Source organism: Vibrio sp. 10N.222.52.C12, from assembly GCF_041474215.1.
GTDB lineage: Bacteria > Pseudomonadota > Gammaproteobacteria > Enterobacterales > Vibrionaceae > Vibrio > Vibrio crassostreae_C.
Window position 1 is genome coordinate 46,281 of record NZ_JBFRTR010000091.1, and the last position, 21,750, is coordinate 68,030.

The window sequence follows — 21,750 nt, forward strand, 5'->3', positions numbered from 1 at the left end:
TATCTAAAGGTTGAGCGCCAAGAACACAAGGGGAATATTAAAAAAAGGAGGCATTGTAGGAAAATGCCTCCATGTTTTGCTATTTTATCAATCAAATCAGAAAGGAACGGCTAAGAAATGAACTGTGTGCCATATTTTCAACGAGCCGATTTTATGGCTAAAACTCGTCCTTAACGTATGCGATTAAGCACCGCGAACATGTCTCCCTCTTCACCTTGAAGCGTCAAAACATCACTGTTCAATGTGTAACGAGTACCGTGTTCACCGTTCTCATAAAGCAGTACTAATTGGTCGCCCTCGGTGTAATACACACCGCGACGAATGACTTCTCCGCCTTCTTCATCGGACACTCGGAACATGAAGATAAAATCTGGTTGAAGCACTAAATCCATTTTTTGAATGTTGCTGGCACGCAAATCGCTTCCAGACAGTTCGGCGCTTGACCATATTCCAGCTAGGGCGTTAGGCAAGGCTTTGGTGAACATAACACCGTTAAGATTCAGCATATTATGATTACTACTGTACGCGTAAACCTGAGGCTCAGAAGTATTCAAACCCAAAATAATCGTGTCTTCATTAGCGTTATACAAACCTTCCCAATGATCGACACTGTAGTCTTTCTTTTGGATATCGATAGTGAATGAGTAGTTTGAATCAAGAGTGAGCTTGATCGCTCTAAAGTTTTCAGTGCCTTGCTCAGGATCAGGATTCATCAAATACCAATCACCAAGCAGCAAAGGAAGGTCAAAATGAGATAGATTACTATCGCTTTTTGATTGTTGGCTACTCGAAGCGACCTCGCTCCCAAAAGCCACAAAACTTAAACAAGATAAAAATAGTAGAATCCATTTCATAAGCGTCCCCTCGTTTTCTTTAAGCTTAGGCACGTAATGAATAGAAAGCGAAAAAATATGATCTAAGTCACTAAATTTTAAGTGCGAAGTAACTTAAATGTCATTATCACTCGAAAAAAAATACTTAAGTTTAGTTATTTTTACAGTGTACTTCACAGCCGAAAATCAAATAACAGTGGTTCTGCAGCAAGTTAAAAAGCGAGGAAGCATGCCGTTAACATGACATTATTCGAGGCAAGAACACAGGTACAAAAAAAGCGAGCCTAAGCTCGCTTTTCAAATAGTACGTCTTTAAACAATCACCTTATAACAGGTATTTTGTTTATTTCTTGATCATATCCAGCATGATAGCAACTGATTCATCAAGATAAGCATCCGGGGCTTCGTAGTCTTTTGGAATATCATCCAACGTTTTAAATGCCTCTAACTTAGCGGCTTTTTGACGTTGGTTAATACGCTCTAGACGAAGCGCATCCGCATCATCACTCTCTTGTTGACGAACCTTTTCATTAAGAGAAAGGTCATTGTCGTCTTTATCTGCCTTATATTTTTCAATATCTTGCGCGATAAAGCCAAATTCCATGTCTGTTGCGATACGAGCTTCGTGTTTAGCCGTCAACGCTGCGATCTGCTCATCGTTACGCTGTAACACTGAGTACTTCGCTTTGTCGATGCTGTCCCAAGGAAGAGCGTTGTCTTCAACACTTTCACCAGTATCTGCAGGATCAATTGGCGTTGGGTAAGCAATATCAGGTACTACACCCTTGTTTTGCGTACTACCACCATTGATTCGGTAGAATTTTTGGATTGTGTATTGAACGTAGCCTAACTCTTTATCGAACAAATCATAGATATGATTCAAAGAGCGATGTTGTTGCACCGTTCCTTTACCGAAAGAGTTTTCGCCAAGAATGATTGCACGACCGTAATCTTGCATCGCTGCCGCAAAGATCTCAGAGGCTGAAGCACTGTAGCGATTGACCAATACCGTTAGTGGACCTTGGTAACTAATTTCGCCATCAGTATCACTGTTCACTTTGACACGACCGTAGCTATCACGCACCTGAACAACGGGTCCCTCTTTGATAAACAAACCAGAGAGTTCAGTTGCTTCAGTGAGTGCACCACCGCCATTGTTTCGCAGATCAACAATAATACCTTCAACACCTTGCTCTTTAAGCTCGGTGATCAGTTTATCGGTATCTTTAGAAAGACCAACATAGAAACTAGGTACTTCGAGTACACCAATCTTCTTGCCATCTTTCTCGATAACTTCTGATTTAACAGCGCGGTCTTCTAAACGAATCTTATCGCGTACAATTGTGACAACGTGACTTTTTGCATCTTTACCGTCTGGCAAGATCTGTAGCTTAACTTTAGTCCCTTTCGGTCCTTTAATTAATTGCACTACATCGTCTAAACGCCAGCCGATAACATCAACAATCTCTTCGCCATCTTGACCAACGCCAACAATACGGTCGCCATCGCTCAATTGTTTGCTATTTGAAGCAGGGCCACCAGCCACTAAAGAACGAATAACGGTGTAGTCGTCTGTCATCTGAAGTACAGCGCCAATACCTTCTAGAGATAGATTCATCTCAGATTGGAATTGTTCTGCATTTCTTGGAGAAAGGTAACTGGTGTGCGGATCAACTTCACGCGCGAATGCGTTCATGTAGATTTGGAAAGCATCTTCGTTGTGCGATTGCGTAATACGCTTCATCGCATTGTTGTAACGCTTTTCCAAAACTTCTTGAATCTCTGGCCACTCTTTACCAGTAAGTTTTAGATTCAACGCATCGTATTTAACGCGTTTTCTCCAAAGCTCATTCACTTCAGCGATATCTTTTGGCCATTCCGCTTCACTACGATTGAGCTCAATACTTTCATCGGTATCAAACTTAATCTCTGTATCTAGCAAAGACAATGCATATTGAAAACGTTCAAAACGCTTCTGCATAGACAAATTATAAACATCGAATGCAATCTGGTTATTGCCTGCTTTCAGTTGATCATCAATTTGTGTAGATGACGCAGCGAAAGAGTCAATATCAGCTTGAGTGAAGATATTACGATTATAATCCAGCATCTCTAAGTAACGATTAAAGATAGCTTGAGAGAAATCATCGTTGAGATTGAAGTGTTTATAGTGAGAACGAGTAAATCGAGAAGTAACACGTTTACTAGCAGTTTCGTGTTGGACCTCAGGAGCGAGTAGAGGTAAATCGTCCTGATCTAATTTGGCTTCAAGAGCCTGAGCTGAAGCTGCTAGCCAAAAGCTAGCAGCAATCAGTGTCAATTTTGAACGGCATTTCATGCGTAGGAGTATCTCCTTTAAGCGCGCAAGTGCTCCGCTTTAACAACCATTTGTAGGCCGTTTGCTAACTGAACACGCACATCTTCCTTATTGATTTCAACAATGGTCGCAGCCATGTTTCCTTTACCCATGTTCACATTTACTTCTTTGCCAGCGATGAATTCGTCAGCGTTCAAAGCGCGTGTTTCTACAGGCTTTTCTACTTTTGGTGCTTTAGGCGCTTGACGACGAGGCTGTTGAGCTTTCTTCGCCTTAGGTTTCGCTTTGCCTTCTTCACGAGCTTTTTGTGCTTGTTCTTTACGACGAGCCTGAACTTTCGCTTTGCTTTCTGCAAGTGTAGCTTTAGCGTGTTCAACGTGCTCTTCTTCTAGTGTGCCACACGCGTTGCCGTCTAGGTCAACACGTTCTGCGCCAGCTTTTACGCCGTGCAGGTAACGCCATGATGATGTGTACTGTCTTAACGCTGCACGAAGCTGAGTCTTACTTACTTTTTCGTCTTCATTTAGACGTTCAGCAAGATCTTGAAAAATACCAATTTTAAGTGGCTTCGCTTCACCTTCTAGAGTAAAGCATTTAGGGAAACATTCAGCAATATATGCGATAACTTCTTTGCTGTTTTTTAACTTTTCAGTGTTTTCCATGTGGGTTCCTGGTTTTTGCGGTTTTCCGCGAGCATTAAGAAAATATTTTTACGTATTATAGAGAGATGCTTGGGAAAAACCACAGTAAGAGAATAATTTATGCCTTGTTCGCGTGCGAATTAAGCAGCTTTTCCACTTCTGCCATGAAAAATGTCAATCCGTCCTCGTCAATTTGAGAAAAACGGCCAACATTTGGGCTATCGATATCAAGAACACCCGCTATTTTTCCGCCAATCGAGAACGGAATAACGATTTCTGAGTTACTTGCAGCGTCACAAGCGATGTGACCTTCGAACTCATGAACATCATGAATGCGCTGAACTGTATTCGACGCAACCGCAGTTCCACACACTCCACGCCCTACCGGAATTCGCACACAAGCAGGTTGACCTTGGAAAGGACCCAGTACAAGTTCGTCTTTTTCCTTAGCTTGGTCCTGCTTCATTAAATAGAAACCCGCCCAATTCAAGCCATCCAATTCCATGAATAATAATGAACTGATATTAGCAAGATTAGCAGTTAGATCGGTTTCTGATTCAATTAATGCAACGGCTTGTTTGGTTAAGCGTTGGTAATGTTCTATTTTCATATTAACTTCCAATTAAATTGAGACTTCCATTATCAAGAGAACGCAGTAGAATGCGGCCATCAAACTAAATAGGACTTATTCTCATTACAATGAACAATTCAGAAGACACTATTAGCCGTTCTTGGTTAATAACTCAAGTAAAAAAACACAAGTCCAAATTACTGTTTGCTAACATTATTGCCATATTTGCAACTCTCATTAGTGTCCCTATCCCGTTGCTCATGCCATTAATGGTTGATGAAGTATTACTTGATAAGCCCGCTTCAGGCTTAGAGATGATGAACCACCTACTTCCATCTTCATTACAAACACCGACTGGCTATATAGCACTAACTTTGTTGTTAGTGATTATCATGCGCTCCGTTAGCCAAGCGTTGAACATTCTGCAAGGGCGTCAGTTTACGCTTGTGTCCAAAACAATTACCTATCAAATGCGCAGCAAGATGATAGATAAGCTTGGTCGCATCAGTATTAGACAATACGAAACCAAAGGCAGCGGCGGTATCAACGCCCACCTAATAACAGACATAGAGACAATAGATAAGTTCATTGGCTCGACTCTTTCTAAATTTATCATCAGCTTCCTGACCGTGTTCGGTACAGCGATCGTGCTGTTGTGGCTAGAGTGGCGTTTAGGGTTGTTCATTTTACTGGTCAATCCTGTTGTGATTTATTTCTCCCGTAAACTAGGCAGCAGGGTCAAACACCTTAAGAAATACGAAAACCAATCTTTTGAGCGCTTTCAAAACCGTTTGGTGGAAACCTTAGATGGCATTTACCAACTGCGCGCGGCGAATAAAGAGCGTATCTTTCTCGATGAGCTTAAGGTTCAAGCAAACCAAGTAAGAATCGATGCCGACAAATACGCTTGGCAATCTGAAGCTGCTGGCCGTGTTTCGTTTCTACTCTTCTTATTAGGTTTCGAGCTTTTCCGTGCCGTCGCGATGCTAATGGTGTTATTCAGTGACTTAACCATTGGTCAGATTTTCGCGGTATTTGGCTACTTGTGGTTCATGTTAGGCCCAGTTCAAGAGCTACTAGGGATTCAATTCTCTTGGTATAGCGCGAAAGCGGCACTGCAACGCATCAACGATCTTCTTCAGTTAGAAGAAGAGAAGCGCCCTATCAGTAAAGTGAACCCATTTACTGAAGATCAAGAAGTGACAGTCGACATCGAAGACGTTACATTCTCTTACACATTAGAAAACACTGTTTTAAATAGGCTATCGCTGCACATCCCTGCAGGTAAAAAAGTCGCTTTGGTCGGTGCGAGTGGAGGGGGTAAATCTACGTTAATCCAGTTGCTGATTGGGGTTTACCAAGCAGACTCAGGTTGCATTCGCTATAACGGTGAAACAACCGACGACATCAGTTTTGATGTAATACGCAATCAAATTGCCGTTGTTTTACAACAACCTATACTCTTTAACGATACATTAAGGCATAATCTGACCCTTGGTGCTGAATACGACGAAATATCGTTGTGGCGTGCGCTTGAAGTCGCTCAAATGCAAGATGTCATCAAGCAACTGAGCAATGGCTTAGATACACAAATTGGTAGGAATGGCGTTCGACTGTCTGGTGGTCAACGACAACGATTAGCAATAGCTCGTATGGTGCTGAGCAATCCTAAGTTTGTTATTCTTGATGAAGCGACATCTGCACTCGATACAGCAACAGAGTCAGCACTGCATAAAGCGTTGAGCGAGTTTTTGAAAGATCGCACAACTTTGATAGTGGCTCATCGATTATCAGCGGTGAAACAAGCCGATCTAATCTATGTTTTAGAAGATGGACAAGTCACACAGACGGGAACACATGGTGAATTGGTTGAACAACAAGGACTCTATCAAACACTCTACGGCAGTGTGCAATCGCACGCCTGATGTTTGTGGCTCTGAGTCTTTAAGTCGGGTTGCTAACCTAACTTACGTTTCAACTTGGGAGGTCGCGTGACCTCCCCATCCGTAACCAACCCTTTATCAACAAAACACCAATGCGACAGCAGCTCAGTGCGTCTTTGCCAGGGCTGCGAACTTCCCGTAGATAAAATGGACATCCCTTTAGGGAAATCAGCTTACTGCCCAAGATGCGGAACTCAGCTTTATAGAGGCGGTACCCCTAGCCTCTCTGGAAACCTAGCAATCGCAATTACCTGCTTATTGCTGTTTATCCCATCGCACTTTTTTGAATTCATCAGTATTCGCCTGATTGGCGTCATGATACCCGCGACGTTACCATCGGGTGTTTTTACCTTAATGGGCGAAGGCTTTCCTCTACTTGGTTTGCTGATCCTGTTCTGCAGTTCGATCGCTCCGTTGCTCGTGTGCACCTCGGTACTCATCACTCATGCATCACTGCGTCTTAAGATCTTCACACCCTTTCGTTATGCATTAGCCATTATTCAGACTCTCAAACATTGGATGATGTTGGATGTGTTTCTGGTAAGTTTGGCGGTCTCATGTTTCAAACTGCAAGATTACTCTGACATTTTCGTCGGCCCTGGTTTGATTGGCCTGATTCTTCTGCAGCTTTTCAGCGTATTACTAGTAAGCCGTATCAGTGTACGTCGCTACTGGGAAGCTTGGGCAAAAGAATCCGAATACTCTTTTGCTGAGAGTAAGAACGTACACTGTCACAACTGTCACCTATCTCAGCCTGACGGTCATACTTGTGTGCGTTGTCACCATGACTTATACCACCGCAAGCCCTACTCTATACAGAAAACTTGGGCTCTGCTATTTGCCGCATCCGTGGCTATCGTGCCAGCCAATGTCATTCCTATTTCTATTCTTATTACCAACGGTCAAAGGCTAGAAGACACCATCATTTCCGGTGTCGCTTCGCTGATTAATAGCGATATGTATGGCATCGCTGCGATCATTTTCATTGCCAGTATCGTCGTGCCAGTCGCGAAAATACTGGGCCTCGCGTACATCTTAATCTGTATCAAGATGAAGCGCGCCGTTTACCACAGGCAACGTATGACCATCTATTTCATCGTGAAATGGGTGGGGAAATGGTCGGTAATGGATCTGTTCGTTATTTCGATCATGATGACCTTGGTCGACCGCGGGCAAATTTTAAACTTTACACCAGGTTATGGTGCAGTCGCTTTTGGCGTCGTAGTTGTTCTCACGATGCTAGCAGCGGAAAGCTTAGATCCTAGGCTAATTTGGGATAACTACACCTCTAAAGATGAGTCAGTGAATGAACAACGATAACCAATCACAAACGTCATATTCACCAGAAGTAAGGAAAAACAAAGGCATCTCCCCTTTGTGGATTCTGCCGATATTAACCGTCGCCTTAGCCGGTTGGTTGGTCATGAAATCGATACACGATGCTGGGCAACGTGTGCAAATATACTTCTCAGATGCCGCAGGTTTAGTCGCAGGTCGAACAACGATTCGTTACCAAGGCTTAGAAGTGGGTATGGTGCGCGACATCACTTTATCCAAAGATCTATCGAGCATCTATGTCGATGCAGACATCTACCCTGAAGCGAAGAAGCTACTCTCAAAAGGCACTCGTTTCTGGCTTGTAAAACCGACAGCAAGTTTGTCGGGTATCTCAGGATTAGACGCACTTGTTTCAGGTAACTATATTGCTATCCACCCGAGCGAAACCAAACAAGACCCAGAAACCATTTTCCAAGCGTTAGAATCCTCCCCTTCTGATTTACTGGCTTCTGAAGGTTTGAATATTTCACTGACGACCAAAGATCTGGGTGGCGTATCTGTTGGTTCTCAAATCGTTTACCGTAAAATCCCAATTGGTGAGGTTTACAACTACCAGTTAAACGACAACGCGAAATCCGTTACGATTCAAGCGTCGATTAAAGATGAATACAGCCATATCATTACCGACCAAAGCCGTTTTTGGAATGTCAGTGGTTTAGGTGCCAGTATTGGTTTTTCTGGTGTTGATGTTCGCTTAGAGAGCCTAAGTGCATTGCTTGGCGGTTCAATTGCGGTCGACTCTCCGGGAGAAGGCCAACCCGTAGAGATGAATACCAAGTTCAAGCTCTACCCAGATTTGAAGACAGCGGGTCGAGGTATCTCTATCAAGATCGCCGTTCCCGATGATAATAAAATAAGTGCAACGGGTGCTCCGATCATGTATCGCGGCATCGAAATCGGTCAAATCACTGACTTATCACTAAGTGAAGGGCGTGAAAACGTCGTCGCATCTGCAGCTATTCAACCGGCATTCAGTGACTTTTTAAACAGCGGCAGTAAGTTCGTTCTAGAAGAAGCTGAACTGTCACTCACTGGTATGAAAAACATTGCCAATTTAGTGACAGGTAACTTTTTAACCTTGGTACCAGGTGAAGGTGAAAAGGCGCGTCGATTTACTGCAATCCGCAAAAATGAATTCAGTCAGGAACAAGAGAAATCCGTTGCGATTCGCTTAACGTCGAACAATTCGTTCGGGTTAGATGTCGGTACACAACTTCTCTACAAAGGCATTGCCGTTGGCTCTATCATCCATGTGGGATTAGTTGATGGTGTTGGTACGGGCTCTGATAAACACGAAGTCTTCATGGATGCACTTATCGATAATGAATACGCGCACCTTATCAAAAGCCACAACCGTTTCTTTGTGACAGGCAGTGCGACCGCAGAGCTAACCGAATCAGGCTTGAGTGTTACGGTCCCACCAGCAAAACAGCTTCTTACCGGCTCGATTAGCTTTGTGAGTGAAGGTAAATCTGAAGCTCGAACGGACTACCAACTTTTCCAAAGTAAGTCGTTAGCAGAAATTGCTAAGTTTAATCAGTCTGGTTCAAAGACACTTTCTTTGTTTGCCAGTGAGTTACCTTCAATTTCTAAAGGCAGCCCACTCCTCTACCGCAACCTACAAGTGGGTAATATTTCTGATTTTCAGCTTGCAGACGGTGGCGTAAGAATCAAAGTCACAATCGAAAATCGTTACACGCACTTACTCAACAAGCACACTGTTTTCTGGAACCGTTCAGGCGTTGAGGTTGATGCGTCGCTATCGGGTATCAGCATTAAAGCGGCACCAGTTAAAACCCTTATCCAAGGCGGTATTGCTTTTGACTCTCTGCCAGGAATCGACAACAAACTTGGTGACGTGTGGAAGCTTTACAAAGATTCAAAATCTGCTCGAAAATTTGGCCGCGCGATTACTATCACCTCTTCTGGCGATCAAGAAGTCAACAAGGGCATGGCGATCAAATATCAAGGTGTCACTGTTGGTGAGGTTACTTTGGTGATTCCGAACTTCAACAAGGGCGGCATTGAAATTACTGCGCGTATTTTACCTGAGTACGTCGACAAGATTGCCGTAACGAACAGTCACTTCTGGTTGGCAGAACCTGAGATTGGCCTTAATGGCATCAAAAACGTCTCTGCGCTGCTCTCTAAACACATCAACGTAGACCCGGGCAAAGGTGAAAGAAACACGAAATTTGAGCTTAGCAAAGGACCCGTGCAGCCTGAAGGCAAGATATTCCAACTGCAAAGCGAAACGCGAGGCTCAGTATCTGAAGGCACACCTATCCTATTCCGTGAGCTAGAAATCGGCAGTGTTATTGATGTTCAGTTAGGCGAGTTTGCTGACCGCATCATCTCTACGATTCAAATAGAACCAGACTACGCGTATCTAATCCGCGCAAACACCGTGTTCTGGAACGTGTCGGGCGTCGATGTCTCTATCGGCCTGTCAGGCGCAAACATCAAAGCCGGAACGGTAGACAGCTTGTTAAGAGGTGGTATTACATTCTCAACGCCACCGACAAATGAACTTCAACCAGTAGCAAGCGAAGATCAGTCTTTCTACCTCTATCCTCAAGCCGAAGATGAGTGGAAATCATGGAGAACCGCAATTCCTCGTCCATAGAGTGAACTCTCTGACGTTTCTGGAAGATTAATTCTTCATCAAAATGCAGCCATTAGGCTGCATTTTTGTTGTTTGCTGCAAATATGGTTTAGGACGGCCTCATTTTGCTTTAAACTCCCCGCATTAATGCAATAAATCGAGATACTCTTTTGCACGCTAACGTATATATTCCTGAAGAATTCCTAACGCACATCGAAGCAATCATGCCTAGTCATCTAGATATGGCTTCTTTTGTTGCGTCATGCCAAAAACCACTTCGTAAAAGTATTCGAATCAACACATTGAAAATCAGTGTTGAAGACTTCCTAGTACGAGCAAAAGAGAAAGGCTGGGAACTGGAACCTGTACCTTGGTGTGAAACGGGCTTTTGGATTACAGCGGACGAAAGTGAAGCGCCACTAGGTAATACGGCAGAACACATGTCTGGTCTTTTCTACATCCAAGAAGCCAGCTCGATGATGCCACCCTCGGCACTTTTCCAAGGCGAAGCTGATTACCAAGCGGTGCTAGACACTGCGGCTGCACCCGGCTCTAAAACAACGCAAATCGCTGCGCTAATGAATAATCGCGGTGTATTGGTTGCCAATGAGTATGCAGCAAGCCGTGTGAAAGTCCTTCACGCTAACATCGAACGTTGTGGCGTTCGTAATGCCGCTCTAAGTAACTTTGACGGTCGAGTTTTTGGTGGTTGGTTACCAGAACAGTTTGATGCTGTGTTGCTAGACGCACCCTGCTCTGGCGAAGGCACCATTCGTAAAGATGCCGATGCGATGAAGAACTGGACGTATCAATCAGTGGTCGACATTGCCGACACGCAAAAAGATCTGATTGAAAGTGCATTCCATGCTCTTAAACCTAATGGTGTTTTGGTTTACTCAACGTGTACGCTTAGCACCGAAGAGAACCAACAAGTGTGTCATCACCTAAAAGAAACCTTTGGTGATGCGGTTGAATTCGAATCTCTGGAATCACTATTCGACAACGCAAAAGCAACCACGACAGAAGAAGGCTTTCTTCACATCTTCCCACAGGTCTATGACTCTGAAGGTTTCTTTGTTGCACGTATCCGTAAACTAGCGTCTGTTACTCCACCAGAAGTTAAAAAACGTATGGGTAAATTCCCATTTGAAAAAGCATCAAAGAAAACTCAGCAAGAAGTCGCTGAACAACTAATGAGTACTCTCGATATCGAATTGCCAAGCGATACTCAGGTTTGGATTCGCGACAAAGACGTTTGGCTATTCCCAGAAGCGCTAGAGCCGATGATCGGTGAGTTCCGTTTTTCTCGCATGGGAATCAAGATCGCTGAAACCCATAAAAAAGGTTACCGCTGGCAGCACCAAGTAGCGACAACGCTCGCAACAGGTAATGAAGCTAATGTTGTAGAGCTTAGTATTGAAGATGCTCGTGAATGGTTCATGGGCCGCGATGTTCGCCCTGAAAACTTGTCAGGAAAAGGTGAAGTACTAGTGAAGTACAATGGTGCAATCATCGGCCTTGGTAAGTGGGTTGGCAACCGAGTGAAGAACGGTTTACCACGCGAACTCGTGCGCGATAAGAACCTTTTCTAAAAGCGTTCGCACTGAATACACCTTAATAAACAAAAAGCCCAAACAACGTTAATTGTTTGGGCTTTTTCTATTCTATCGGCCATATAAGTCAGTGTGCGAGCGCTTGTAAATCAACAGCTAATTATATAAATATCAATTCAAATCACTATTTCCAAAAAGAAAAATCGCACTTTAGAGAATCTAAACTAGACTTCAATCTAACAGTCAAAAGATTAAAACGATTAGCGTAGGCTCTTCGGAGCCCTTTCCCCTAAGCCCAAACAGGAAGGTTTGGGCTTTTTTTTGACCGAGAGGATCGCTTATTTAACTAAGCTAATACCTTCTTTGTCGATAGTGATCTTGCCAGATTTGTACAAACCACCAATTGTCTTCTTGAACGTACCTTTGCTGGTTCTGAATGCAGAGAAAATAACTTCAGGAGAAGACTTATCATTCAAAGGCAGGTAACCGCCTTTCTTCTCAAGCAGATCAAGAACCTTAGTGCTTAGGTCATCCATCTTAGCGACACCAACCTTCTGAAGAGACAAATCAATCTTACCGTCTTCTTCACGAACGTTTTTAATGTAGCCTTTTAGTGTTTTACCAATGAACAGCTTACCGATGATGTCAGATGGGAAAATCATACCCCAGTGTTCACCGTTCACGATCGCTTTGTAACCTAACTGGCTGCGCTCAGCGATAATGAGATCGACTTGCTCATTTTGCTTATAAGTCGCAGGCGTGTTGTCTAACCATTTGTTGAACTTCGTTGTACCAACGATACGGCTCGATGCTTTATCGATATACACATATACTAAGATTGACTGACCTTCGTTTAAACGGCCACGCTGCTCGCTGAAAGGAACAAGAAGGTCTTTACCTTTCACGCCCCAGCTCATGAATGCACCAGTGCTGTTAACACCTTCAACCGTCATCAAACCAAACTGGCCTACTTGAGCTATTGGTTTTTCAGTCGTTGCAGCGATCTGGTTGTCAGAATCTATGTATAAGAAAACATCTAGCTTTTGACCAATTTCAACACCTTCAGGAGTAAATCGTTTCGGCAGCAACACGGTTCCATAGTCGCTCGCGTCAAGGAATACACCGAAGTCTGCTTGTTTTACTACTTCTAAGTTGTTTATTTGACCAATATTAATCATCAAGGTTGTCTCTACTTTAAATTTGGCGGAGATTATACGTGATCTCTGATATGCTTTCGCTAGTTTCATTCATATTTTTACATTCTAGGAGACATCGTTGATCACCGTTGATAAACAAGATGCGATAACACTTAAAATTAACCATGCCATGGCTAAGACCAAAAAGCTCGACATGGACGTTTATCTATTCATTCCCGGTGAACTTGGACTGACTCCTGAAGTGCTTTCTGAAAGTGCCTTTTTCTACAGCTCAATCACTCAAAAACGTGCCTACTATAGTGACAAAACACTTTTACCTTTGGTACACAGTCGCTTGGCAAAACGTGGACGCTTATCTACAACACAGTATCGTGTCAGTTTGAGTCTGTTTGCCTACCAATATGTTATCGCGTTAGATAAAGCAGTCAGCAGCTTAAATAAAACTGATAGTGACGACGTAACGGCTGATGAAGTAGATGAAGTCATTGAATTGGCTTTAGATATCTTGAAGAAGCTACGCCGAAGCATCCCTTACGAAGAAAATCTCAAGCGCTACTACGCTAATATCGATAACTACCTATCTTGGTATACCGAGCAAAAGTTCCTATCGCTAGTTTCACACATGCCACGAGGTAGTGAGTATTCAACGATTAAAGAACGACTCTTAACGCTTTGTGATAAAGAGACCGCGCACCGTAAACTGAACCGCTACAACTCAGCAAGAGTTCGAGAGGACGTTACCCGCTTGAGTAACAAGATGCGTTTGCTGCGTCGTTTGATTGAACACCCTATCGTGCTTAAAGAAAAGACAACGTCGATGGGTAAGAACGTTAAGCGTGCCGTGAAAGGCATCGCGACCGGTTTGGTGATGGTTGTCGTGACCACTACTGTGATCTTGGCTCGTGACTTTCTTGGTGAGATTACCGCCTCTTTCATCGTGGCAATGTCTTTCATTTACGCACTGCGTGAGATCTTTAAAGATGACTTGAGAGACATCCTTTGGCGCTGGCTGCGTAAAGGCAAGCCAAAATGGAAGCGTCGTTACTATGATCCAACGACCAACAAGTCAGTAGGCCATAAACTGGAATGGTTGGACTACGCAAATTTTTCTAAGCTTGCAGATCGCATTCAGTCGATCCGTAAAAAGCGTGTGGTACAACGTGAAGAGCAAATCTTGCATTACCGCTCTCATACTGAGATGTCGACATCGACCTTTATGAGTGGTTATGAGGAGACTCGTGAAACGTTATCGATCAGCCTAAGAGCGCTGACACGGTTGATGGATAAAGGCTCAAACAAGATCTACCGCTTGAATGAAGGACAAGTGAGCCGCGAATCAGTAGAAAAGCGTCATCTTCTCAACCTGATCATTAAAGAGAACAACCATGATAACGAACCAACCTACTACCGTTGGAAGATCGTTATGAACCGTTCAAAAATAGTTGATATTGAGCAGATCACTCAAGAGTCATAGAGCCGTTATAAAGTTCTCTATAACGGTATGTGGAAACCATTCACATACCGTTGTTTTATCTCTTCAACGTTACCCATGACTTCTAAACCAAAATCTATTATTTAATCGCTATTTTCTTGAAGGGACTTTCTTAATTGAAAGCGTGAGCGTGAACTCCGCCATCGGCTCGTCACCATATAAAGATGGGCAAGTCGCGATAATGGTTACGGGTTGATTGACCCGTTCTCCGGTCGACATGGTTTCTGCCAGCATAGTGTTGATCAGCTCACCGTCGTTACAAGTGAAATGCACATCACCTTCAGGGCGCTTCAAAAAGTTACCCGTCACCTCTTTAAAAGCCAACGAGATCTTTTCACCTTGCTGCTGAGATTTGCTCATCGCAAGAAACCCACCCGCGACATCCGCACCTACAGCCAAAACGCCAAAGTACATACTGTTAAGGTGATTCTTAGTACGCCTTCTAAGCGGGATTTTCACTTCAACATGTTGGTTGTCCAACGCGAGTAGTTTTGGTCGGCACAACCAGATAAGTGGGACTTTGAAAAAGCCAAACATGCTTAAGTAGAAATTTGCTTTTTGTAGAGGGGTCAACATTCGAATTACCTAGCCAAGTTAGTCATCAGACCAGTTAATCGACTAGCGATAAGAATGTCAAAAAAATGTTACAAAAAAGAGATATCATCGCACAATGATATCTCTTTCATTCTCAAAGCATTAGCGCCTTAAGTCGGCTTATCAGGCAAGCTAATCGATTTACGCAGTCACGACCGTTTCTACGCATTCAAGATCAGCTATGTAACCTTGTAGACGTGGGTAATCCACTAAGCCTTGAGTTACTAGCAGCACTGGCTTCTTCGCGTTCAGGGTTGCTTTAACAATCATATCCAACAAGGTAATAACCGCTTCGTTTTGTGGATCAAAAGCGTGCTGCTGAGCTTCATTGTGTTTGTCTACGCCTAAAGTGAAAGACGCTAAGCTATCAACGTTTACCACTACACCATCGAAGTAATGCAGTAAACGTTCGCTCAGTAGCACTGCAGACGGCACATCGCACGAGAACAGTACTTTCAAACCGTTAAGGCCGCGTGGTAGCCCTTGCTCGGCAAGCAGGTCAATAATCTTAGCGGCATCGCTTAACGCACGAACGTAAGGCACAACTACTTCAACGTTGATGCCCTGCTCACGTAATGCCTTAATAACCTGACATTCTAAAGCGAAAGCCTTGCTGTATTCTGGTGTCGCGTAACGAGCAACGCCACGAACACCTAGTGCAGGGTTAATCTCTTCTGCTTCACAGTTCCCGCCAAGCAGCGAACGGAATCCATAGCTGTCTGCACTGCTTAATGCGATACGAACAGAAGTGTGATTTGGCTGAACGGCAGCTTGAATGGCAATCACTAAGGTCGAAACAAAATGCTCATCGACTGTTTTATCGCCAAGGATCGCTTCTAAAGACGTTTTTTCAATATCAGTCAAAGTATCTAAGTGACTCTCGATACTTGGGTGGTAGAAGACACGATCCATCACTAATTCTGATAATGAAACGTATAAGTGGTTAGAATTATTATTATCGTTGTAAGAAGGCAGCACATCACCTAAGACGAGTTCTGGGTGCAAAGTGCTTTGATTTTCTTGAGTCATTGCTGCTCCAGCATTTTTATGTTGTGTTCAAACGAAAATACCGATAGCTGCCTGTTAATACAAGTGAAAATCCCTTATTTGACGCTGGCCTGCTGATAAAAATAAGAATATTAGCAATAACTGAGATAACTTTGACTCAATAGAGTTTATTCCTCTGTTCAATTCCGTTATCTTAACCACTTCGCAATAGAATAAAAAAGCTATCACATGCCATTAAAAACTGATGAGTTGAGAACCCAAGCTCTGGGTCCTATGCCAACTCCTGCCGAACTAGGCAATGCACACCCTATTACTGACGACGTTGCTGAGCGCATTAAAAATTCTCGCCGCCAAATCGAAGATATCCTAACTGGTCGTGATAACCGCCTATTAGTTATCGTAGGCCCTTGCTCTGTTCACGATACAGATGCGGCACTTGATTACGCTGAGCGCCTAAGCAAAATTCAAGACCAGTACAAAGATGAACTGTTCGTTGTAATGAGAACCTACTTCGAGAAGCCTCGTACTGTTGTAGGTTGGAAGGGTTTGATTACAGATCCTAACCTTGATGGTTCATACGCACTTGAAACAGGCTTGAACAAAGCTCGTAAGCTTCTGCTAGATATCAACAAGCTTGGCCTAGCTACCGCGACTGAATTCCTTGATATGATCACAGGTCAGTACATTGCGGACCTTATCACTTGGGGCGCGATTGGCGCTCGTACAACTGAATCTCAGATTCACCGTGAAATGGCTTCTGCACTGTCTTGTCCAGTTGGCTTCAAAAACGCGACCAACGGCAACATCAAGATTGCTATCGATGCAATTCGTGCAGCACATGCTTCACACTACTTCTACTCTCCAGATAAGAACGGCCGCATGACGGTTTACCGTACTTCTGGCAACCCATACGGTCACGTTATTCTACGTGGTGGTGATAAAGGCCCTAACTTCGACGCTGAATCTGTAGATACTGCATGTAAGCAACTGGCTGAATTCGATCTACCTCAACGTTTGGTTGTAGACTTTAGCCACGCTAACTGTCAGAAGCAACACCGTAAGCAGTTAGAAGTTGCACAAGACATTTGTGAGCAAATTAAATCTAACAAGAACCAAATTGCAGGCATTATGGCAGAGAGCTTCATTATTGAAGGCAACCAGCCAATGACAGACATTAACAACCTAGAATATGGCAAGTCGATTACTGACCCATGCCTAAGCTGGGAAGATACTGCAACAATGCTAGACATGCTTGCAACAGCAATTAAAGATAGAAACTTAGCTTAAGGAAACAACACAATGCCATCATTTGACATTATCTCTGAAGTAGAAGCAGTAGAACTGCGTAACGCAGTAGACAACGCAAACCGTGAACTATCGACTCGTTTCGATTTCCGCGGCGTTGACGCAAGCTTTGATTACAAAGATGAATCAGTAAAATTGACTGCTCAAGACGATTTTCAACTGAAGCAAATGCGCGATATCCTTCGCAGCAACCTAACGAAGCGTAATGTTGATCCTAACGCGATGGAAGCGAAAGCGGCAGACCAAACAGGTCGCACTTGGCACCAAACGGTTATCTTTAAGCAAGGCATTGAAACTGATGTCGCTAAGAAGATCGTTAAGCTAATCAAAGACAACAAAGTTAAAGTTCAAGCTTCTATCCAAGGCGACAAAGTTCGTGTTACTGGTAAGAAGCGTGATGACCTACAAGCTGTTATGGCTCTAGTTCGCGGCGGTGAACTTGGTCAACCTTTCCAGTTTGACAACTTCCGCGACTAATTTTTGAGTTTGAGTGACCGCCTATTTGGGTTGCTCATTCATCAGCACAATGTCGTGTTTGAAATAGCAAAAAGCCACTTCTTTTGAAGTGGCTTTTTATTTATCTGGTCCAGCTTTAGTTTTATTCCGAGCCTCTAGCCGATTTCAAACAACCAGAAAGCTCTCATTTCAACTAGAAGCAATTACCTCAACTGAGTACTTGGGCTGCTGACAATTTTAGGTCTTTGCCGACCAACAGATTAAACTCTACGCTTGCTGGTGGAATAAACACACACACTCGTAATTTCTCTGCTCTTGCTTGCTCAAGCTTTGTTGATAGCTCTCCGCTGTTGGCGTAGCTCTCTCTTTCTGCATCTCGGCGGCACAGGTCGATAAATTCAAATGGACAATCGCTCGGTGAAAGTACGAGCTCTGCCTCCTGCATCAAACGTAAAGCCTTCATAGACAACAGCTCGACATCTTGCTCGAATTCAATCCAAGTGACCTGCCCTTCGCTATCAATGCCTTCGGTTAGCGCTTGCTGGTAGTAAGACTCTAACTGCTCTCTGTCATTCACCTGCTCGATAAAGCTGGATGACAAGAAACGCTCCCAAAATTTACGACGCTCGTCGACGGTTGGGAATGACTCTTTGATTGAATTGCGTTTTGATGCACCGAAGTCTGCTATCAAACCTATGTTTTGTGGCAATACCGTTTCGAGTTTTTCTCTGATATTTCTTACTAAAACAGGTGATGCCCCGCCACTAGAGATGGCAATTTGGATTCTGCCGCGATTTATCATCGAAGGTGTGATGAAGTCGCAGTAAGGAAGATCGTCAACCACATTGACTAAAATGCCCAGTTTTTTCGCATCATTATACACTTGGTGATTCAAGCTTGGGTTGTCTGTTGTGGCCCAAACCTGCAAGTAATTTTTCGATATGATCTGTGACGAGTAAAAGTTTTGAACCCAGTGAAGCTTGTTCTCGTCCACAAGCTGCTTTAAGTAAGGCGCTACCTTGGGAGACACCAAAGTCACATCCGCTCCCGCTCGTAGTAAGCTATCGACTTTACGGCAAGCAACCTCACCCCCACCAACCACTAAGATTGGCTTATTTTCTACATCCAAAAACATTGGGAAATAACGCATGTTCTTCCTTGAGACTACTTCAATAACTATTCAGCCATGCTACCAAATTTGGAGCATATTCATAACTATCGAAGTGTAATAAAAATATTTATTGACCAAATTTCAACATTTCTTAAGTTTAATATTTCATCATTGTGATGTTTATTCAGAATATTTATCTAGTCGATTATCAATATAAAAATCTAAATCTCGTTGCACCAACAGTGTGAACCGTTGCACTATTTACATTCACTTAACATTTGGTCATTCTAATTGTGTTCGGATTTGTGATTTCATTCAAAATTCTTTTTAAATTATACATTTGTGAAACTACGGATCCTTTCCTAACCTTATAAACAGTTGTTTAAATCGCACACAGTTTCATTTGCAAAATGCAACTCGTTTAATTTGAACAACAAGGTCATAGAAAACGCAACACATAAGAGAAACTCAAACGAGCACGAGTATCAGGTGTCACCTGGTTAACAAGGAAGGATACAAATGACAAATAAACTAACACTTCTTGCTTCAGTAGTAGCTGCATCAACTGCGATGATGGCAACATCGGCATCAGCGGCAGAAAGCACTCTGGACAAAGTCACATCTCAAGGTTTTCTAACTTGTGGTGTAAGTACCGGTCTTCCAGGGTTCTCTAACCCTAACTCAAAAGGTGAATGGGAAGGAATTGATGTTGAGTATTGTCAAGCTCTTGCAGCGGCTGTACTCGGTGACAAGACTAAAGTTAAGTATGTACCTCTAACAGCAAAAGAGCGTTTTACTGCGCTTCAATCTGGCGAAATCGACGTACTATCTCGTAACACAACATGGACATTACATCGTGACACTGCTCTAGGTCTGAACTTCGTAGGCGTTAACTACTACGATGGTCAAGGCTTCATGGTTAAAAAAGAACTTGGCCTAACAAGTGCTCAAGAGCTTGATGGCGCTTCTGTATGTGTTCAATCAGGTACAACAACTGAACTTAACCTAGCCGATTACTTCCGTAACAGTGGCATGTCTTACAAGCCAGTGGTATTCGATACGGCAGCACAAACATCGAAAGGTTTCGACGCAGGTCGTTGTGACGTGCTAACGACTGACCAATCTGGTCTATACGCACTTCGCCTAAACCTAGCTGATCCTAAATCTGCAGAAGTACTTCCTGAAATCATCTCTAAAGAGCCTCTAGGCCCTGTTGTTCGTCAAGATGATGATCAATGGTTTAACGTTGCTAAGTGGACACTTTCAGCAATGATTAACGCGGAAGAATACGGCATCTCCTCTAAAAATGCAGACGAAATGCTTAAGTCAAAAGATCCAAACATCAAACGTATTCTTGGTGTAGACGGTCCTAAAGGTAAAGGCCTTGGCATTCGCGACGACTGGGGTTACCAAGTAATTAAGCAAGTTGGTAACTACGGTGAGAGTTTTGAGCGTACTGTTGGTACAGGTTCTCCACTTCAAATCTCTCGTGGTGTAAATGCATTATGGAATGCGGGCGGCTTTATGTACGCTCCACCAATCCGTTAATAAATTTTCAAGCATCAATTAGGGCGGAGTTTTCCGCCCTATTTATTAAATGGATTTGAGGTTATAGTAGTATGAAACCTAATGAAACTATTTCTCCAGCTCAGGCAAAGCCACAGCCTAAAAGTGCCAACTTATTTTACAACCCCACTTTTCGCTCCATCATTTTCCAAATTATCGCCGTCGGGGCGCTTTGTGCTTTCTTTTACACGATTGTAAATAATGCACTCACAAACTTAGATTCCCGTGGTATCACCACTGGTTTTGATTTTCTCTCACAAGAAGCTGGTTTTGGTATCGGCTTAACACTGATTGAATACGACGAGACCTACTCATACGGTCGTACATTCTTTATCGGTCTTCTCAATACCGCTTTGGTTTCAGTACTCGGCATCATGCTAGCGACAGTGCTGGGCTTTAGTATGGGTATCGCTAGACTCTCTTCAAACTGGCTAGTTAGCCGATTTGCAGCTGTCTACATTGAGATATTCCGAAATATCCCTCTGCTATTACAAATCTTTTTCTGGTATTTCGCCGTTCTACAAGCCTTGCCTTCTGCTCGTCAAAGTATGAGTCTAGGTGAAGCAATTTTCTTGAACGTACGCGGGTTGTACTTCCCTGCTCCAGTCTTTGAGCAAGGCAGTAGCATTGTCATCGCATCATTGATTGTCGGTATTATCGCTACGTTTATTATCAACATCTGGGCTAAGAACAGACAGAAACTGACCGGCCAACAAACACCGATGTTGCGAATTGCAGCTGCGTTGATTTTAGGCTTACCGTTGATAACTTACTTTGTTATGGGCATGCCTATCTCTGCAGATTACCCTGTGTTGAAAGGGTTTAACTTCAAGGGTGGTGTTACGATAATCCCTGAGCTTGCTGCATTGATGCTCGCTTTAAGTATCTATACAGCAGCGTTCATTGCTGAGATTGTTCGTTCAGGTATTAACGCGGTAAACCATGGGCAAACTGAGGCTGCGATGTCTCTAGGCATCCCACGTTCTAGAACTCTAAAGCTTGTCATTATTCCACAAGCATTAAGAATCATTATCCCACCACTAACCAGTCAGTATCTAAACCTGACCAAAAACTCATCACTTGCGATGGCCATTGGTTATCCTGATCTTGTCTCTGTATTTGCAGGAACAACACTTAACCAAACTGGACAAGCTATCGAAGTAATCGCGATGACAATGGGCGTCTACCTAACCTTGAGCCTATTAACGTCCGCTCTAATGAACATATACAACCGCAAAGTAGCGTTGGTGGAGAGATAAG

Annotated in this window: 17 protein-coding genes; 9 read left to right on the forward strand and 8 right to left on the reverse strand. The window is 43.4% G+C overall.

What is annotated here, in order from left to right:
• Nucleotides 1-170 precede the first annotated feature (170 nt).
• The 4 genes from AB4623_RS16585 to AB4623_RS16600 form a co-directional block, all read right to left on the reverse strand.
• Nucleotides 171-854, reverse strand: coding sequence for a hypothetical protein (locus tag AB4623_RS16585; protein WP_017630022.1), 684 nt, complete (start codon nucleotides 852-854; stop codon nucleotides 171-173).
• Nucleotides 855-1,176: 322 nt separating this feature from the next.
• On the reverse strand, nucleotides 1,177-3,171 hold the full coding sequence (prc, locus tag AB4623_RS16590) for a carboxy terminal-processing peptidase (protein ID WP_372146890.1): 1,995 nt from the start codon (nucleotides 3,169-3,171) through the stop codon (nucleotides 1,177-1,179).
• A 17-nt stretch (nucleotides 3,172-3,188) separates the two neighbouring features.
• Nucleotides 3,189-3,812: an RNA chaperone ProQ gene (gene proQ, locus AB4623_RS16595; RefSeq protein ID WP_017057223.1), complete on the reverse strand. Its 624-nt coding sequence runs from the start codon at nucleotides 3,810-3,812 to the stop codon at nucleotides 3,189-3,191.
• A gap of 97 nt (nucleotides 3,813-3,909) precedes the next feature.
• Nucleotides 3,910-4,401 (reverse strand): GAF domain-containing protein, encoded by a 492-nt coding sequence (locus AB4623_RS16600; protein WP_017066966.1) that lies wholly within the window; start codon nucleotides 4,399-4,401, stop codon nucleotides 3,910-3,912.
• Nucleotides 4,402-4,490: 89 nt separating this feature from the next.
• Between AB4623_RS16600 and AB4623_RS16605 the strand changes: the two genes are divergently transcribed.
• The 4 genes from AB4623_RS16605 to rsmF all read left to right on the forward strand — a co-directional run bounded on the left by AB4623_RS16605 (nucleotide 4,491) and on the right by rsmF (nucleotide 11,840).
• Complete coding sequence (locus AB4623_RS16605) at nucleotides 4,491-6,287, forward strand: ABC transporter ATP-binding protein (protein ID WP_372146892.1); 1,797 nt, start codon at nucleotides 4,491-4,493, stop codon at nucleotides 6,285-6,287.
• A gap of 54 nt (nucleotides 6,288-6,341) precedes the next feature.
• The gene (locus AB4623_RS16610) at nucleotides 6,342-7,625 is read left to right on the forward strand and encodes a paraquat-inducible protein A (protein WP_102321147.1); all 1,284 of its coding nucleotides are present in this window, start codon (nucleotides 6,342-6,344) and stop codon (nucleotides 7,623-7,625) included.
• A complete protein-coding gene (locus AB4623_RS16615) occupies nucleotides 7,612-10,269 on the forward strand; it encodes an MlaD family protein (protein ID WP_372146894.1) in 2,658 nt (885 codons plus the stop codon). Before AB4623_RS16610 ends, AB4623_RS16615 begins: the two co-directional genes overlap by 14 nt.
• A gap of 149 nt (nucleotides 10,270-10,418) precedes the next feature.
• Nucleotides 10,419-11,840: a 16S rRNA (cytosine(1407)-C(5))-methyltransferase RsmF gene (gene rsmF / locus AB4623_RS16620; protein ID WP_017063836.1), complete on the forward strand. Its 1,422-nt coding sequence runs from the start codon at nucleotides 10,419-10,421 to the stop codon at nucleotides 11,838-11,840.
• 299 nt (nucleotides 11,841-12,139) lie between these two features.
• Here rsmF and AB4623_RS16625 read toward each other — a convergent pair whose 3' ends face one another.
• Nucleotides 12,140-13,048 carry a S1 RNA-binding domain-containing protein gene (locus AB4623_RS16625; protein WP_017059694.1) on the reverse strand — a complete coding sequence of 303 codons (909 nt, stop codon included), beginning with the start codon at nucleotides 13,046-13,048 and terminating at the stop codon, nucleotides 12,140-12,142.
• A gap of 28 nt (nucleotides 13,049-13,076) precedes the next feature.
• On the opposite strand from AB4623_RS16625, the gene AB4623_RS16630 reads away from it, so the two are divergent.
• Nucleotides 13,077-14,432: a hypothetical protein gene (locus AB4623_RS16630; protein ID WP_017063834.1), complete on the forward strand. Its 1,356-nt coding sequence runs from the start codon at nucleotides 13,077-13,079 to the stop codon at nucleotides 14,430-14,432.
• A gap of 108 nt (nucleotides 14,433-14,540) precedes the next feature.
• On the opposite strand, the gene AB4623_RS16635 is transcribed toward AB4623_RS16630, so the two are convergent.
• Nucleotides 14,541-15,026, reverse strand: a complete 486-nt coding sequence (locus AB4623_RS16635; RefSeq protein WP_372146896.1) for a PaaI family thioesterase — start codon at nucleotides 15,024-15,026, stop codon at nucleotides 14,541-14,543.
• 159 nt (nucleotides 15,027-15,185) lie between these two features.
• On the reverse strand, nucleotides 15,186-16,073 hold the full coding sequence (locus AB4623_RS16640; protein ID WP_017066315.1) for a putative PEP-binding protein: 888 nt from the start codon (nucleotides 16,071-16,073) through the stop codon (nucleotides 15,186-15,188).
• Nucleotides 16,074-16,280: 207 nt separating this feature from the next.
• Here AB4623_RS16640 and AB4623_RS16645 point away from each other — a divergent pair, with 207 nt between their 5' ends.
• Nucleotides 16,281-17,339 carry a 3-deoxy-7-phosphoheptulonate synthase gene (locus tag AB4623_RS16645; protein ID WP_017059698.1) on the forward strand — a complete coding sequence of 353 codons (1,059 nt, stop codon included), beginning with the start codon at nucleotides 16,281-16,283 and terminating at the stop codon, nucleotides 17,337-17,339.
• A 12-nt stretch (nucleotides 17,340-17,351) separates the two neighbouring features.
• The gene (locus AB4623_RS16650) at nucleotides 17,352-17,834 is read left to right on the forward strand and encodes a YajQ family cyclic di-GMP-binding protein (RefSeq protein WP_017063832.1); all 483 of its coding nucleotides are present in this window, start codon (nucleotides 17,352-17,354) and stop codon (nucleotides 17,832-17,834) included.
• A 187-nt stretch (nucleotides 17,835-18,021) separates the two neighbouring features.
• Here the strand turns inward: AB4623_RS16650 and AB4623_RS16655 are convergent, their stop codons facing one another.
• Nucleotides 18,022-18,963, reverse strand: coding sequence for a bifunctional precorrin-2 dehydrogenase/sirohydrochlorin ferrochelatase (locus tag AB4623_RS16655; protein WP_017059700.1), 942 nt, complete (start codon nucleotides 18,961-18,963; stop codon nucleotides 18,022-18,024).
• A gap of 480 nt (nucleotides 18,964-19,443) precedes the next feature.
• Here AB4623_RS16655 and AB4623_RS16660 point away from each other — a divergent pair, with 480 nt between their 5' ends.
• Both AB4623_RS16660 and AB4623_RS16665 read left to right on the forward strand, forming a co-directional pair.
• Nucleotides 19,444-20,472 carry an amino acid ABC transporter substrate-binding protein gene (locus AB4623_RS16660; RefSeq protein ID WP_017059701.1) on the forward strand — a complete coding sequence of 343 codons (1,029 nt, stop codon included), beginning with the start codon at nucleotides 19,444-19,446 and terminating at the stop codon, nucleotides 20,470-20,472.
• 71 nt (nucleotides 20,473-20,543) lie between these two features.
• Entirely contained in the window at nucleotides 20,544-21,749 is a 1,206-nt protein-coding gene (locus tag AB4623_RS16665; RefSeq protein WP_017063829.1) for an amino acid ABC transporter permease, read from the forward strand.
• Nucleotide 21,750: the final 1 nt, after the last annotated feature.